Below are 14,735 nucleotides of genomic sequence, written 5' to 3'. Positions count from 1 at the left end.
TTTGCTTAGCCAATAAGTAAAAAAAATGCTAGCACATCCGCTGCTAGCATTTTCCAAGCTGTTTACTATAAGCATCCTACCTAAGATTACCTATGGTTTTGGCGTTTCTTCAAGGCCAATACTATTCATCCAATACTCAAAGTCCATCATATTGCCTGGCAAAATGACCTTACTTTGGCCTGAACTCACACCATCAAGCTGCTTCAGATACTGCGCACCCAACTGCATGCGCACCACGTTCTTGCCACCAGGGGCGGCAATCACGGTTGCCATACGCTCAATTGACTCAGCCGTCGCTCGAGCAATAGTTAAAATCTCTTCGCCCTTACCTTCAGCCTCGTTAATACGGCGCTGCATTTCACCTTCTGAGTGGTTAATCGTTTCGGCCTTAATACCTTCAGAACGATTAATCTTACTTTGCTTGTCACCCTCACTTTTGGCCAGTAATGCTCGGCGCTCACGCTCAGCATTTACCTGCATTTCCATGGCGTTTTTAACCGTTTCTGGTGGGGTGATGTTTTTAATCTCGTAACGGTGTACGCGAATGCCCCACATGGCGCCAGCTTGATCCAGCACTTCAACCACCTTAGCACTAATCACATCACGCTCTTCAAAAGTACGGTCTAAGTCCAACGTACCAATTACACTGCGAGTGGTAGTTTGTGCCAACTGAATTGCTGCATAACGGTAATCAGTTACGCCGTAACTCGCCTTAACTGGGTCAATAACTGAAATATAGATAACCCCATCGACTTCTACATTAACCTCATCACAAGAAAAGCATTCTTGCGGTGGCACATCAATCGTCTCTTCCTTTAGGTCATGGATATATGCCACTTTATCGACAAAAGGCACTAAAGCATGGAAGCCTGCATCTAAGGTCGAGTGATACTTACCTAAACGCTCTACGATATAGGCAGATTTAGTTGGCACTAAGCGAATAGACTGAAATAGTTTAATGACGAAAATTGCAAAAATAAGGCCCCAAATGGCCATAACAATCATGTCAGTATTAATGCCTGCAATCATTAGCGTGCTCCTTTCACTGAATTAGATGCCACTGCGCTAGTGACTTGTTCCATGCCTTCGAAAAAGCCTTCTATTTTAGCCAGTTCAGCCGGAACAACTGATACATCAGCTTCCTCAAGGATCTTACCGACTTGTGCAATAAACTGCTCTTTTAGCTGCATATTCATTGCTTCATTACCACCATCTTTAGCCAAAGCGGCTGAGACTAATTCCATGCCTTCTGCTTTGGCGCGAGCAATAATTGCAATTTCCTGTGCAGTACCTTTCGCTTCGTTAATACGACGCTGCTTTTCACCTTCAGACAAGTTAATAGCTTCTTGGCGTTCACCTTCAGAAAGGTTAATCATCGCCGCTTTTTCAGCATTGGCTAAGGTGATTTCCGCACGTTTACTGCGCTCAGCTTCCATCTGTTTCTCTAGGGTATGAATGACTTTACGTGATGGGGTGATATTCTTAATCTCGTAACGTAGCACCTTTATCCCCCAAGGATCCGAAGCCTTGTCGATTTCACGAACTATCGATTCATTCAGGCTGTCTCGCTCTGAAAATGTTTGGCTAAGACTGAGCTTACCTATCTCTGAGCGCATCGTAGTTTGTGCAAGGTTAACTGCCGCACGGCGGTAATCTTCAATACCGTAACTGGCAAGCTTACCGTCCATTACTTTTAGGTACACTAAACCATCGACTTCTAGCTGAGTATTATCTTTAGAAATACAGCTTTGTGGTGGTACATCGAGTACCTGCTCACGGATTTCGTGCTTATAAGCGACACGGTCGAAAAATGGAATAAGAAAATGAAAGCCGGGCTGCAATACAGTGCGAAATTTACCAAGGCGTTCGATCACATTGACCTCTCGCATGGGCACAATTAACAGTAACTTATAGAGAATAAAAAATACAAATAAGACAAAGAGTGTAAATGCAAACATATTGAGATCCCTTCCTAGTTTAAATCAATTACTTTTCTGTGGTAAATGCTTCAGCGTCAGACAGCACTGGCTCAACCACTAAGGCAATATTATCGCGGCAAATTATCCTCACTTGAGTGCCAGCAGCAATTTCACTACCGTCCCCCAAAGCAGGCCATTCACTGCCTTGAAATTCTATTCGCCCGAGCTCTTGCGCTGGACCAATAGTTTGTTTGACTGTTGCTAGTTGATTATAAATATCGAGCTCTTCATCGGTGTTGTCGACATGAGCATCGCCACCAACCAGCTTTTGTGTGACCTGACGAAATGCCAGTAAAAGAACCATAGATGCAATAAACCAAAGTGTTAGACTTTGGCTAATACCTTCAACCAAACCTATCGTCAAAGCACCTGCAACTACGAGGCAGGCAGCACCTAACAGAATCACAATACCTCCAGGTAAAATGATTTCAGCCAGCATAAGAATAATGCCGATGCATGCCCAAATTAGAATGGGATTTGAAAACTCCATATTTCCCCCTGAAATGTAAGAGTCAAGTAATGACTATATCAGTAGAGACTGTTTAGCGCGACATATTATGTCAAAGTTAATCACGCAATAAGTGTAAGCAAAACTATCCAAAAGTGCTTAACCGCAACCCTACCATGACCTTAACCTTGAGTAAAAAGTTAACCACCAATAATCGATAGTTTGCATGAGGAAATAATAACCACAAATATAAATATTAGTAATAACAAACTAAATCAAGCAATTGCTTAATTTCAACGTGATAAGCATTTAATAAAAACTTACAAACACTTTGACATTGTTTTTATAACGATTATATTCCCGCCATTGAAACGCATGTTTAAGTTTTTACTTTCACTTGCAGTAGCTACCGACTCTTAAAAATAAAAGGTTTGACCATGAACAAGCAACTACTTTGTATTGCCCTGTTAATTAGCCCACAAGCACTAGCTGACGATATGATTAATTGGTGGGATGCTAGCGTTACTGCGCTTTACGGTGACAACTACGATTTAGCCCCATCAGATAAACAAACCACACTTACCTTTGAAACGGCAGGCGACTGGAAGTACGGCGACTGGTTTGCATTCCAAGATGTTACTTACTTCAATGGTTCAAACGCTGGCAAAAACAATACGACTTACGGCGAGATCTCAACACGTCTAAGTGCCGGTAAGATTTTAGGTAAGTCAGTTGGCTTTGGTCCAGTAACCGACCTATCGCTAGCCTTGACGCTAGAGGAAGGTGAAGGCCCAGTCAAAACCTTTTTATACGGTGTAGGTATGGATATTAACGTACCTTACTTTAGCTACTTTCAGCTAAACACTTACCGCAGACACGCATTGAGCAGTGACAATATTAGCGATGGTTGGCAGTTAACCCCCTCATTTAGAATGGATTTCCCAGTAGGTAATTCTAACATCGTATTTGATGGCTTTATTGATTGGATATTTGCCAGCGACAACTCTGCTTATGAAACAAACTTCCACTTCAATCCACAACTTAAATATGACTTAGGTGCAGTGGTGTTTGGCGAACATAAGAAGAACAAGCTGTTTGTTGGTATCGAATACGATTATTGGCAGAACAAGTACGGCGTTGATGGCATAGACCAAAACACCTACTCCGTTATTGCTAAATACCACTTCTAAATTCGAGTAAATAATTGAGCATTAAAAAAGGCGCTAAGAGCGCCTTTTTTGTGGTTAAAACTATACGAATACCAAAAGTTAGGCCAATAGTTTTTTTGCTGCTGCAACCACGATAGAAACCGCACTCACTTCGGTCTTTTTCATTGTCGCTTCATCAGGGATCTCTTGCTGGGTACGGTTAACAATCACACCCGCAACACATGCAGCGCGCCAACCTTGTGAGGCACACATAGTAAATAGCGTCGAAGACTCCATTTCGTAGTTAAGTACGCCTAAGTCTTGCCATTCTTGCATCGAACCCTTGAACTGACGTGTTACACGGCCAGACACAGTGTCATAACGCTCTTGGCCTGGATAGAAAGTATCTGACGACGCAGTAATACCAATGTGCGGTTCTAAACCTGCATCACGACTTGCGGCAACCATAGCCGTTGTACAATCAAAGTTAGCTACTGCCGGGTATTCCATTGGTGCAAAGTGCAGACTTGCGCCATCTAAACGCACAGACGCTTGAGTCACAATCACATCACCCACGTTAACATGTGGCTGAATCGCACCAGTGGTACCAACACGTAAGAAAGTACGCACGCCTAATTGTGCCAGCTCTTCAATTGCAATCGATGTTGAAGGGCCGCCAATACCAGTAGAACAAACGACAACAGGCTTACCATCGATATAAGCTAGATAACTGGTATATTCACGATGACTAGCTAAGAATGTTGCGTTTTCCATTAGCTCTGCAATTCGTTTAACACGCTCTGGATCGCCTGGAACGATCGCTAAGCTAGCACCATCTAACATCTCTTTAGTTAAGCCTAAATGAAATACATCAGACATCGTGAAAACCCCTTTCATTTTTGAATTTAAAAATCTATTTAAGTCGACTGTAACCTAGTATTGACCGTAAAAAGGTTACACCGATCACACTTTACCCGCCTAGAGTAAATGAATTGTCGTAATATAGTTACTAAAGCAATCAAAATATTTGAGCTCAAATATAGCAGCCACAACCTATACTGCCACACTCAATATTGCATTAAGGCGATGTACACAACAGATTTTGAGCTTACAGAAAAGAAGTATAAAACCAATATTAGCAGTAACTTAACAACAAAATTAACCTTGTAACACATTAAAACTTTAGCTAAAAGTATGCCAATTAATCTCCTCATCTTAGCTAAGTAGTCCTAGCGAAATAACTCCGGCCTGTCATCTCAATTCAATCGTTCATTATTCGATCAACATCACATTTAGCGGCTAAGAATCGCGCTAATTTAGAACTGAAGCAAATGAACCATCCGCAATAAAACAGCCAAAAGGACGCCTGCATGTTTCCAGAGTACAGAGAACTTATCAGCCAACTAAAAACATCTGACACACATTTTCAAAAGAAGTTTAATAAGCATAATGAACTCGATGAGGAGATAAAAAACCTGGAAAAGAGTAATGCTAGCGATTACACCTCAGAGGTGCATGAACTTAAGGTTCAAAAACTACATTTAAAAGAAGAAATCTACGATATTCTCAAAGGTCATTCAGCTTAACCCTACCTATATCTGCTAAAAATAAAAAAGGACGCATAAGGGTCCTTTTTTTATTGCCTGATAATTACTTCAACACAGCTAACAAGTCTTCTGTTGTCTCAAAAAACAAAATATTGGTCACCTTGTTATTGTCTAGTTCTATCAAAGTAGCCTGATCTTTTTGCGCCGGCAGTGGCAAGGTCTGCTCACCTTCACTATCTAACGCAACTCTATAAGGAAACTTTTTAAACTGCGGTAAAGCAACAAAACGAGCAATCAATGATGGCATACCACTGATATCAGCCACGTAGATTAAACTAGCATCGCTTGTTAATTCAGGCTCAGCTTCTAGCGCTTCTTGAATTAAAGTCCCACCATCCATACTCCGGCTAAAAAGCACTCGTTTGGTGTTGCTATCAACTTGGTAGGTAACTTCATGCTGATCTTGTAATTTAATCTCTGCTATTTGGTCGCCAACCTGATAAGTATTAGCCAAAACAGATGTGGTAAACAGGCTACATAAAGCGAAAATAAGTGCTCTCATAATTGGACTCGACAAATTAGAATTAGCGGAAAGAATAACCTATTATTGATAGGGTCACAGTAAACTTAGCGACAAAGCATGATCCCCTTCACGCAAAGGTTTTTCAGTAATAAATGAATCAAGTCTTCCGCTATACATATATAAATTGTAAGTTACAAAAGTAGAGTGTATTCAGTAAGCTAGTTAGTAGACGTTGTTAAAAGGGATACAAAAATGGAAGAGCAAGGATTAGACCAAGAAATCGCGCAATTACAAAATGCCTATACTGCTATTACTGAGTTTTTAGTGCAGTACAGTTTTAGCATTCTTGGGGCCGTAATTATCTTTTTGATTGGCTTATGGATTGCCGCTAAAGCCGCTAACTTAGTCACGAGAATTTTTGAAAAACACCAAATCGACATCACTCTGAGTAACTTCACAAGTAACTTTGTTCGTATCTTAGTTATTGTCATGGTCGGTGTTATCGCCCTTGGTAAGTTAGGCATTAGCGTCACGCCTATGGTAGCCGCCATCGGTGCAGCTTCATTAGGTGCAGGTTTAGCCCTACAAGGCATGCTTGCTAACTACGCAGCAGGTATAACCATTATTGTGACTCGACCTTTTATTGTCGGCAATACCATCGAGATCAAAGGCGTAGGTGGATTAGTAAAGGACATCCATTTAGGCATGACGGTGCTGACCAACGAAGAAGGCGAAGAGATTAATATCCCCAATAAACATATTGTCGGTGAGATCTTACACAATTCATTTGCCAATAAACTGGTCGAAACCAAGTTTAATATCAGCTATCAGGCTAACACTGATGAAGTCGTCGCCTTGCTAACTAAAGTGCTAGCCGACAGCCCAAGAGTATTTGAAGGTGATAAAGCTCAGGTTGGTATAAACGACTTTAACAGTATAGGTATTGAAATAGGCATTCGCTACTGGGTGCCGACCGACAGCTACTTCCAAGATAAGTACCAAACCAATGCCGAGCTGTTTAAAGCACTAAAGCAGGCGAATATTGACATTCCGTGTCCAGTAAAACAGATCCATATCCAAGAGCACTAGTGTGTTTGATACTTAGCGGCTTCTATTAGCGCTAAGTATTCGTTTTTTTCATCATCCAAATCACTTATATCAAAAGCATGTAACCGCGGGTTTTAGCGATTTTCTGAACATAAATAAACATAATTCATAAGCAAATCAAATAATCATTATTGCGTTTACTCTATCGCTCTAATTTAGATGTTGCCGCAAAATGCGCTCCATTGAAATAGGAAACTAATGAACACTCAATGGAGATAACATGATGAACAAAACATTAATTGCATTGGCATTAATTGGTACATGTGGTTATGCCAGTGCTGCCGACATAGATAATACTTGGTACATTGGTGCTGGCGCAGGTCAGAGCAATTATGAGTCAGTTTCTGCCGCTAGCCACCTAGGCGATGATAGCGATCTAGCCTGGAACGCGCTAGTCGGTTATCAACTAAACAAATACCTTGCATTTGAAGCTGGCTGGCAAGATCTCGGCACTGATGACGATACTCATATGTGGGGCGGTCTAGACGGCAGTCAATCTATCGATGTCGACGGTTTTACTCTTGGCGTTGTGGGAACACTACCTCTTAATGAAAAGTGGTTCTTAACTGGTGAAGCCGGTGCTTATCAATATCACCTATCACACCAGATGAACGCTAGTAAATATGTCAGCGCTACCGATACCGCTCCTTATTTTGGTGCTGGTATTGGCTACAACATCACTGACTCTTTAGCTATTTCAGCTAAATACCGCCGCTTCGCTAACATTGATGAAACAGCATGGAACACAGCTAATATGGACGCGCAAACGGTCGGTCTGCAACTGACTTACCGCTTTGGTGTTAAGCCAAAAGCTACGGCCGTCGTGCTGCCAGCCGTTATCGAAAAGCAAACTAAGCCAATGCCTCGCCCTGAACCACAGCCTGAACCTGTCTATGAAATCATCACTGAAACCAACAGTGTAGCAGTACTATTTGGCTTCGACTCTGTCGCTCTAAACAGCGATGCGAAAACCAAACTTGATGAAGTCATTAGCCTTTCTAAGCAGCAACAACAAGATGTACTTCTACTTAGCGGTCAGTCAGATAACCAAGGTAACAGCGAATACAACCTTAAGCTTTCTGCAAAGCGCGTAAAACAAGTAGAAGCTTACTTAGAAGACCACGGGGTTGAAGTACAGCGTATCGATACTGAAGCTGTAGGTGATCAAAATGCACAAGCAAATACTCGTCAAGACCGTGCTCTTGAGCGCCGAGTGGTTGTGACTTTGACTAGCCAAGAGCAAGTATTAGTGGATCAATAACGTATAAATGTATCACTACTGGTATCAATCAGTATAAGGACCCGAAACCGCTAGGATAGCGAAACGATACACTAGGATAAAGTGAGCCAAGGATGGCTTTACGTCTGCTCAGACCTATTCAAGAAAATTTTTATCGCTTATAGTCAGTCTCTTAAAAAGGAGTAGGTAATGCTGACCCAGCTCAACCTTGAACGCCTAAAGAATTGCGATTTAAATCTATTACTTGCTTTAGCTGTATTGCTCAATGAGGCACATGTCTCTAACGCTGCTAAGCAGTTAGGCCTATCTCAATCAGCCATGAGTCAAATGCTGAAGCGCTTACGCTTAATGTTTGCCGACCCATTACTGCTTAAAAGCAATAATGGCATGACGCTTACTAATAAAGCCCAAGCGATTGCCCTCGAACTGGCGCCATTACTCGATAAAACCGCTCGCATTTTAGAAGCTGATCATTTCAACCCCAAAACCGCTCAAGGGCGGATCCGCGTAATCATGAGTGATATAACAGCCCAGCTGATTATCACGCCGCTTATCGCTTTAATGAATGAGCAAGCCCCTAATATTGAACTTGAGTATATTTCGCAAAGTAGCAATGGCTTTCAGCTACTCAGACGTGGCCAAGTTGATATGGTAATCGGCTTTTACGATGATGTGCCTACGCCACTATTAAGCGAAGTTATAGGCCAAGCTCCTTGGCAAATGGTGACGCATAGAACCAGTAATAGTCAGCTAAGTCATTTAGATAAAGACACGATTAAATTATTACGCTACCAGTTTCAAGAGCATAACCAACTACATTCATTAGCGTCGTTAGAGCAAATTGATGCCTTAGATGCCGCCTATGCGCTCACTACCGCCTCATTAAGTGCTTTACTCTATGCACTACAAACCAATAATACCGCGACCTTATTACCCCATTTTGCCTTAAGGATTTTACCTGAGCATGAATCCAAAGAGTTTGATTGGCTGGGCACACCAATTAATCTTGATCTAAAGCTCTGTTGGGACCGACACCACAGAACCCCTGAACTATTGCAATGGTTTAGGCGCCAGCTAACAAGCCTATTGCATAAGCATCTACTTTTAGAAAAAGCATTATGAATTTAACTGATTTAAAAATTATTCAGCAATGTGACCTTAACTTGTTACTCAGTCTTACTATTTTGATTGAGGAGCAAAGTGTTTCTAAAAGTGCTGAAAGACTTGATATCTCTCAGCCAGCCATGAGCCAAAACTTGAAAAAACTCAGGATAATGTTTAATGACCCATTATTTGTTAAACACGGCCAAGGCATTAAGGCGACAAGTAAGGCCCTGCGCCTATATAACTCACTAACAGAATGGCTGTACTTAAGCGATCGTTTGATCTCGCAAACGGCTTTCGACCCTATGGAAAGTCATGGGGTGATCCGTGTCGCCTTTATGGATGATTTAACTCAATCTATGATCCCAATGATTTTAGACAGGATCTTGTTATCTGCGCCCAATATTGAACTGGAATTTGTGCATAAGCCTAAAGATGTGTTTTCACTATTAGAATCAGGAGAGATAGATCTCGCGGCAGCGGGGGCTGATACTCCTCCAGCCAATATCTATGGGCGACATATTTCCAATACAGATTATTGTGCGGCCTACAGTGTTGACCACCCGCTGGCCAAACTAAAACAGCCTACTCTTGCACAAATATTTGCTTATGATACAGCTGAATACTCAGCGTCTAATTTAGTTGAATTAGAAGTGACTCAACTGGCACTACAGCATAACTTACAACGTAAAATAACCTTTTCTAGCGGCTCGTTCCAAGTCATGTTACAAGGCTTACTCGCCGGTAAACACGTGGGATTTGTGCCCCAGCGAACGCTGAATTCACCAATATGGCAATCAAAACTCAAAGGGGTACAGATTAAAGAGTTAGTGCCGTTTGAAAGTACTTTATACTGGCACGCAAGAGTGCATAAGGATCCACTTATACAATGGTTTAAGGACGAATGTCTGGCGATTGTTAACCAACTAAAACAGCAAACCGTTCTGGTTTAAATGATTTAGCTCTACAAGCCTCTTTGCCAGTCTTGACGTAAATCAATTCGCTCAGGGGTGTGCATTGCCGCTTCAACTTGGGCGACTAGGCTAGCTTTATCTTTGCCCAGTATACCTTTAAGTACTAAATAATTAGATGCGTGATCTGAGCGAAACACGGTTTTATCTAGCTCTAGATGGGTCAACAAAGTATGCATCTCAGTAAATAACTGCGCTTGACTCGGTAGCTGAAAATGGCCATCAAATGCAGCGTCCATACGCTCGGTGCCTAAAGGCAAAGTCACCACTAGAGTCGACAAATACTCAGGCTGAGCTGCATTCATTAACTTGGCAGAGTTTTCAGCATGCTGCTTAGATAACTCAACCCCACCTAAACCATTTAATATCATTACTGAAGCCTTAATACCCGCAGCTTTAATTTTTTCTAGCGCTGCCAGAGAAGATGCGTAGGTTTCGCCTTTTTTAATGTGGGCTAGCACTTCATCATCGCCACTTTCACAACCGATATACAGCAAGCTTAGACCGAGTTCTCTTAAGCACTGCAACTGCTCTGGCGTTTTGTTATTGATGTTACGCGGTAGGCAGTAACTGCTAATGCGAGTCACGTTAGGTAAGTATTGCTTTATCAACAAGCAGATGGCTTCTAAGCGTGCAAAAGGCAGGGTCATCGCATCACCGTCAGCCAAAAATACTCGGCTGATATGGGCTTTAGAGCTAGCGACCGCGATAAGATCTTGCTCAATCTTATCGGCCTTTTGCGCTCGAAAGCGTTTTTGTGGCTCGGTGTACATGTCGCAAAAGCTACATTGATTCCAGCTGCAACCATTAGTGACTTGCAGGATCAGAGATTTCCACTCTGACGGTGGACGAAACACGGGTTCAATATAATTGAGCACAACAGACTCCTAAGCAAGCCGAACTTACAGAAAGACAAGTTGAGCATTTTTCACGATAAAAATAAATATTTGATGAACCTAAATACACTTTTTAGCGTAAAAGATCGCTAGATTAGTAATCTACGAATATCAAAAGGATGAACCGATGCCAATAGTTTCAACTGCGACGAATAGGCAAGATCGCAGCAATGAGCAACACTGGAATAATATGACTGCCGAGCAGAAAATAGCCCTATATGATTTAAATAAATTTGGCTTTATTTTGTTATTCGTTAGGCAGCTACCTAGTGGACCACAAGCATTTGTGAAACAACATAATACCTTGGCAACCATTAGCAAGAATGGTGATGTTAACTATTCCCCAGAAGTCCTAACGAGACAAACCTCTAGCACTCGATTACTCGCTTAAGTTTGATTTATGAGGAATATGAATAGAGATGCGCAAAATACAAAAAAGCGCACATTCGCGCGCTGAATTTGACGTTGAATTAAGACCTGCTGATGGTTAAGAGCATGTCTACATGCGGAATACCGTCTTCTAAATACATCTCTGACACCGGCTCAAATCCCTGCTGCTGATAAAAGCCTTTTAAGTGCTCTTGACCGCCTAATTGAATATTATGCTCAGGCCAGCGCTTGTTAGAAATCGCAATCGCTTTTTGCATCAAGGTATGTGCCACGCCACCGCCACGCACCGCTTCAGCCACAATAACACGGCCAATACTGGCATCTGGATAACTCACACCGGGCGCTAGCACACGCGCATAAGCTTGGATAACGCCTTGCTCATCGATGCCTAAAAGATGCTGGGTCTGGCTGTGACGATCTTTATTATCGAGCTCTGGATACGGACAGTTTTGTTCAACCACAAACACGTCCACTCGTAGTTTCAGTAGGTCGTACAATTCATTCAATGAAAGTTCAGAAAAAGACAAGGATTTCCAAAGCATAGGAAACGCTCCAAAACAACTTAGTAGAGCAGCAGTCTAGCATTTCACTATGATAAAAACAGGCGCTAAATCGTAAACTCAGTAGAGTAAATTGAATTTAGATTTAGCAACTTTATCAATTAGTGACTTACTGACGCTTGAGCGATAGGTTTGCGGATAGACAAAACCGACACCACTGCCACCATCAGCAAAGCTGCCATAATAAAAAATACATCATTGTATGCTTGCACCATAGCTTGCTGCTGCATGGTTTGCCCAAGCAAAGCTGATGCTTGTTGGCTTGCGGTTATTGGATCCGATCCCGCCGCTTGCAACATGCCCGCGGTTTGCTGTAAATAGCCATTAGCAAGCGGGCTAACTGCCGGTAAGGTTTCTTTCATCTGCGCTAAATGCACTCGACCTAAGTTGTCGGTCAAAGTCGACACTAAAGCGATACCCACTGCACCACCGAGGTTACGCACTACGTTTAATACCGTCGACGCTGACGCATTTTCAGATTTTAATAGTCTTGAGGTCGCCAACATACCGATTGGCACCATAATAAACGGCTGGCCAATGGCTCGAACAACCATAGAGGCTATCAATTGCGGACCGGCAAAGTCTGCTGTCATATGGCAGTTCATGTAATAACTCACGCCAAACATAAAAAAGCCAAAGCCAGCTAAATAACGATTATCAAAACGCTGCATTAACTTAGGCATAAAAGGCAAGATGAGTAGCTGCGGAAAGCCAAGCCACATTAACACCTCGCCAATTTCTAATGAGTTATAATTTTGGATCTGCGACAGATAAAGCGGCACCATATAAATCGACGAAAACAGTGCTAATCCCAGTAAGAAATACGCAATAGTCGATAAGCTAAAGTCGCGATTTGCTAGTAGTCGCAAGTTCACCAATGGATCTTTTTTCTTAAATTGCAGATAAACGAAAATCGCAATATTTACCGCCGCTACAATCGCTAGATTACGGATAAGATCTGAGCCAAACCAGTCTTTACGGTTACCCTCTTCAAGCACCACTTCTAGGCAGCCCATGCCAAGAGCCATCGTCACCACACTGGTCACATCAACATTTTTAAGCTCTGGCCAATTAATTGGCTTTTTAACTAAACCATAGGCCAGCATCGACATCACCACGAGCCCTGGTGGCACATTGATGTAAAACAGATAGTGCCAACTAAATTGCTCAGTGAGCCAACCGCCTAATGTAGGGCCTATTGATGGCGCAAAGGTTGCTGTAATACCAAATAACGCCATACCGACGGCACGTTTGCTATCGGGTAAATATTCTAAAATAAGCCTAAAGGCCATGGGGATGAGTGCACCACCAAAAAAGCCCTGCATCGCCCTAAAGGCGATCATAGATTCAAGGTTCCAAGCAACTGAACAAAGCAATGACGCCAATATAAATATCGCGCAATTCCACAGCATATAACGGCGAATATCGAGCCCTTTGCTCAACCAGCCTGATAGTGGAATGGCAATCATCTCTGCGACGAGATATGCAGTCGCGATCCAAGAGCCTTCCTCTAGCGTTGCACCTAAGCCACCTTGGATCTCTTTCATCGAGGCGTTAGTGATTTGGATATCCAAAATCGCCATAAATGCGCCGATAAGTCCGCCAAAAACAGCTATCCAAGCACGACGGCTACCGGGCTCCACTCCCTCAAACGTATTGAGTGGCGTGTAATTATCTGTGCCTTTGAGGTCTGTATTAACCACAGACATTAGTATTGCGCTCTGTTAGCAACAACATCAGTGCTCAGCGCATCACTCGCAGTATCCACCTTCACCAATGCACTCAGCCCTGGTACGATTTTGCCGTGATCAAGTTTAGTCGCCGAGTCGCTATCAAGCCGGATACGCACAGGGATCCGTTGTACAATTTTGGTAAAGTTACCGGTCGCATTTTCAGCAGGTAATAAACTAAATTTAGCGCCAGAAGCGGGTGCTAAGCTATCAATTACCCCAGTAAAATGCTTGCCAGAAAAAGCATCTAGCTCAATCGCAACTGGCTGACCAGCATGCATGTGGGCAATTTGGGTTTCTTTAAAGTTAGCAGTGATCCACACAGCTTCATCTGGCACTAAGCTGTAAATAGCCTGTCCCGGCTGTACATATTGACCTTGCTGAGCACCACGTTTACCTATAATTCCGCTAAACGGCGCGGTAATTCGCGTGTCGGCGAGTTGAATTTTCGCCAATGCCAAACCCGCTTTTGCTTGCTCAACACTGGAATCCGCCTCAACTAATTGCGCCGTTAGCACTTTTAGCTCACGCTGCTTAGCAACGAGCGCCGCTTTAGCTTCATCAACATGGGCGCTAGCGGACTCAAACCCTGCTTGCGCTTCATCAACCGCATCTTGCGAGCTGTAGTTTTTAACTTTTAGCTTAGATGCGCGACTTAATTGCTGCTGGCTACGCACTTGCTCTGCTTCTGCGGCCACGACACTGGCTTTGGCCTGTGAAATTAACGCCTGTTGCAGATCCACTTGCGCATTTAATGTTTGCCCTTGCGCCTTGGCGCTAGACAGTGATGCCTGACTTTGTGCGACTTTAGCGGCAAACTGGCTATCTTCAAGCTGAGCCAATAACTGACCTTGCTTAACATGCTGATTATCTGTAACAAATGTGGCCGTTACATAGCCCGGGACTTTAACGCTAATATGAGAAATATCGGCTTCTACATAGGCGTTATCGGTAGATTCAAAATTACGTACTTGGCTCCACCAGTAGTAACCACCAGCGACTAACGCAATAAGAACAACAGGAATCCCGAAATATAACTTAGTTTTTGACATGAATGACTCCTTGATTAGTGGGTCATAGTTTACTACTGTC

At 42.8% G+C, this 14,735-nt stretch carries 16 protein-coding genes; 7 read left to right on the top strand and 9 right to left on the bottom strand.

The window, feature by feature from the left end; all coding sequences use genetic code 11:
- Positions 1–90: 90 nt before the first annotated feature.
- The 3 genes from L2747_RS13170 to L2747_RS13160 are packed head-to-tail and all read right to left on the bottom strand — an operon-like array spanning position 91 to position 2,469.
- The gene (locus L2747_RS13170) at positions 91–1,029 is read right to left on the bottom strand and encodes an SPFH domain-containing protein (RefSeq protein ID WP_248999482.1); all 939 of its coding nucleotides are present in this window, start codon (positions 1,027–1,029) and stop codon (positions 91–93) included.
- Positions 1,029–1,958, bottom strand: a complete 930-nt coding sequence (locus tag L2747_RS13165) for an SPFH domain-containing protein (protein ID WP_248999481.1) — start codon at positions 1,956–1,958, stop codon at positions 1,029–1,031. Before L2747_RS13165 ends, L2747_RS13170 begins: the two co-directional genes overlap by 1 nt.
- A gap of 28 nt (positions 1,959–1,986) precedes the next feature.
- A complete protein-coding gene (locus L2747_RS13160; protein WP_248999480.1) occupies positions 1,987–2,469 on the bottom strand; it encodes an NfeD family protein in 483 nt (160 codons plus the stop codon).
- A 395-nt stretch (positions 2,470–2,864) separates the two neighbouring features.
- Between L2747_RS13160 and L2747_RS13155 the strand changes: the two genes are divergently transcribed.
- Positions 2,865–3,617: an outer membrane protein OmpK gene (locus L2747_RS13155; RefSeq protein ID WP_248999479.1), complete on the top strand. Its 753-nt coding sequence runs from the start codon at positions 2,865–2,867 to the stop codon at positions 3,615–3,617.
- Positions 3,618–3,695: 78 nt separating this feature from the next.
- Here L2747_RS13155 and udp read toward each other — a convergent pair whose 3' ends face one another.
- Positions 3,696–4,454 (bottom strand): uridine phosphorylase, encoded by a 759-nt coding sequence (udp, locus tag L2747_RS13150; protein ID WP_248999478.1) that lies wholly within the window; start codon positions 4,452–4,454, stop codon positions 3,696–3,698.
- A gap of 491 nt (positions 4,455–4,945) precedes the next feature.
- Here udp and L2747_RS13145 point away from each other — a divergent pair, with 491 nt between their 5' ends.
- The gene (locus tag L2747_RS13145; protein WP_248999477.1) at positions 4,946–5,161 is read left to right on the top strand and encodes an HP1242/YdcH family protein; all 216 of its coding nucleotides are present in this window, start codon (positions 4,946–4,948) and stop codon (positions 5,159–5,161) included.
- Between the two features lie 64 nt (positions 5,162–5,225).
- Here the strand turns inward: L2747_RS13145 and L2747_RS13140 are convergent, their stop codons facing one another.
- Positions 5,226–5,684, bottom strand: coding sequence for a hypothetical protein (locus L2747_RS13140; protein ID WP_248999476.1), 459 nt, complete (start codon positions 5,682–5,684; stop codon positions 5,226–5,228).
- A 213-nt stretch (positions 5,685–5,897) separates the two neighbouring features.
- Here L2747_RS13140 and L2747_RS13135 point away from each other — a divergent pair, with 213 nt between their 5' ends.
- From L2747_RS13135 to L2747_RS13120, 4 genes are all read left to right on the top strand, one after another.
- The gene (locus L2747_RS13135; protein WP_248999475.1) at positions 5,898–6,734 is read left to right on the top strand and encodes a mechanosensitive ion channel family protein; all 837 of its coding nucleotides are present in this window, start codon (positions 5,898–5,900) and stop codon (positions 6,732–6,734) included.
- 238 nt (positions 6,735–6,972) lie between these two features.
- A complete protein-coding gene (locus L2747_RS13130; protein WP_248999474.1) occupies positions 6,973–8,013 on the top strand; it encodes an outer membrane beta-barrel protein in 1,041 nt (346 codons plus the stop codon).
- A 168-nt stretch (positions 8,014–8,181) separates the two neighbouring features.
- Complete coding sequence (locus L2747_RS13125) at positions 8,182–9,114, top strand: LysR family transcriptional regulator (protein WP_248999473.1); 933 nt, start codon at positions 8,182–8,184, stop codon at positions 9,112–9,114.
- Positions 9,111–10,049 carry a LysR family transcriptional regulator gene (locus L2747_RS13120; RefSeq protein ID WP_248999472.1) on the top strand — a complete coding sequence of 313 codons (939 nt, stop codon included), beginning with the start codon at positions 9,111–9,113 and terminating at the stop codon, positions 10,047–10,049. The genes L2747_RS13125 and L2747_RS13120 overlap by 4 nt, the downstream gene beginning before the upstream one ends.
- A gap of 11 nt (positions 10,050–10,060) precedes the next feature.
- Here L2747_RS13120 and L2747_RS13115 read toward each other — a convergent pair whose 3' ends face one another.
- Complete coding sequence (locus L2747_RS13115; protein ID WP_248999471.1) at positions 10,061–10,945, bottom strand: radical SAM protein; 885 nt, start codon at positions 10,943–10,945, stop codon at positions 10,061–10,063.
- A 145-nt stretch (positions 10,946–11,090) separates the two neighbouring features.
- Here L2747_RS13115 and L2747_RS13110 point away from each other — a divergent pair, with 145 nt between their 5' ends.
- Complete coding sequence (locus tag L2747_RS13110; protein WP_248999470.1) at positions 11,091–11,354, top strand: hypothetical protein; 264 nt, start codon at positions 11,091–11,093, stop codon at positions 11,352–11,354.
- Positions 11,355–11,433: 79 nt separating this feature from the next.
- Here L2747_RS13110 and L2747_RS13105 read toward each other — a convergent pair whose 3' ends face one another.
- The 3 genes from L2747_RS13105 to L2747_RS13095 all read right to left on the bottom strand — a co-directional run bounded on the left by L2747_RS13105 (position 11,434) and on the right by L2747_RS13095 (position 14,695).
- Entirely contained in the window at positions 11,434–11,895 is a 462-nt protein-coding gene (locus tag L2747_RS13105) for a GNAT family N-acetyltransferase (RefSeq protein ID WP_248999469.1), read from the bottom strand.
- Positions 11,896–12,014: 119 nt separating this feature from the next.
- A complete protein-coding gene (locus tag L2747_RS13100; protein WP_248999468.1) occupies positions 12,015–13,622 on the bottom strand; it encodes a DHA2 family efflux MFS transporter permease subunit in 1,608 nt (535 codons plus the stop codon).
- The gene (locus L2747_RS13095) at positions 13,622–14,695 is read right to left on the bottom strand and encodes an HlyD family secretion protein (RefSeq protein WP_248999467.1); all 1,074 of its coding nucleotides are present in this window, start codon (positions 14,693–14,695) and stop codon (positions 13,622–13,624) included. Before L2747_RS13095 ends, L2747_RS13100 begins: the two co-directional genes overlap by 1 nt.
- Positions 14,696–14,735: the final 40 nt, after the last annotated feature.

Source organism: Shewanella marinintestina (assembly GCF_023283845.1).
Taxonomy (GTDB): domain Bacteria; phylum Pseudomonadota; class Gammaproteobacteria; order Enterobacterales; family Shewanellaceae; genus Shewanella; species Shewanella marinintestina.
This window is presented reverse-complemented; position numbering and strand designations above follow the sequence as displayed.

Bases quoted from the DNA above. Each gene is read 5' to 3' on its own strand.
- L2747_RS13170 (WP_248999482.1), bottom strand. From the start codon at position 1,029: ATGATTGCAGGCATTAATACTGACATGATTGTTATGGCCATTTGGGGC.
- L2747_RS13165 (WP_248999481.1), bottom strand. From the start codon at position 1,958: ATGTTTGCATTTACACTCTTTGTCTTATTTGTATTTTTTATTCTCTAT.
- L2747_RS13160 (WP_248999480.1), bottom strand. From the start codon at position 2,469: ATGGAGTTTTCAAATCCCATTCTAATTTGGGCATGCATCGGCATTATT.
- L2747_RS13155 (WP_248999479.1), top strand. From the start codon at position 2,865: ATGAACAAGCAACTACTTTGTATTGCCCTGTTAATTAGCCCACAAGCA.
- udp (WP_248999478.1), bottom strand. From the start codon at position 4,454: ATGTCTGATGTATTTCATTTAGGCTTAACTAAAGAGATGTTAGATGGT.
- L2747_RS13145 (WP_248999477.1), top strand. From the start codon at position 4,946: ATGTTTCCAGAGTACAGAGAACTTATCAGCCAACTAAAAACATCTGAC.
- L2747_RS13140 (WP_248999476.1), bottom strand. From the start codon at position 5,684: ATGAGAGCACTTATTTTCGCTTTATGTAGCCTGTTTACCACATCTGTT.
- L2747_RS13135 (WP_248999475.1), top strand. From the start codon at position 5,898: ATGGAAGAGCAAGGATTAGACCAAGAAATCGCGCAATTACAAAATGCC.
- L2747_RS13130 (WP_248999474.1), top strand. From the start codon at position 6,973: ATGATGAACAAAACATTAATTGCATTGGCATTAATTGGTACATGTGGT.
- L2747_RS13125 (WP_248999473.1), top strand. From the start codon at position 8,182: ATGCTGACCCAGCTCAACCTTGAACGCCTAAAGAATTGCGATTTAAAT.
- L2747_RS13120 (WP_248999472.1), top strand. From the start codon at position 9,111: ATGAATTTAACTGATTTAAAAATTATTCAGCAATGTGACCTTAACTTG.
- L2747_RS13110 (WP_248999470.1), top strand. From the start codon at position 11,091: ATGCCAATAGTTTCAACTGCGACGAATAGGCAAGATCGCAGCAATGAG.
- L2747_RS13105 (WP_248999469.1), bottom strand. From the start codon at position 11,895: ATGCTTTGGAAATCCTTGTCTTTTTCTGAACTTTCATTGAATGAATTG.
- L2747_RS13100 (WP_248999468.1), bottom strand. From the start codon at position 13,622: ATGTCTGTGGTTAATACAGACCTCAAAGGCACAGATAATTACACGCCA.
- L2747_RS13095 (WP_248999467.1), bottom strand. From the start codon at position 14,695: ATGTCAAAAACTAAGTTATATTTCGGGATTCCTGTTGTTCTTATTGCG.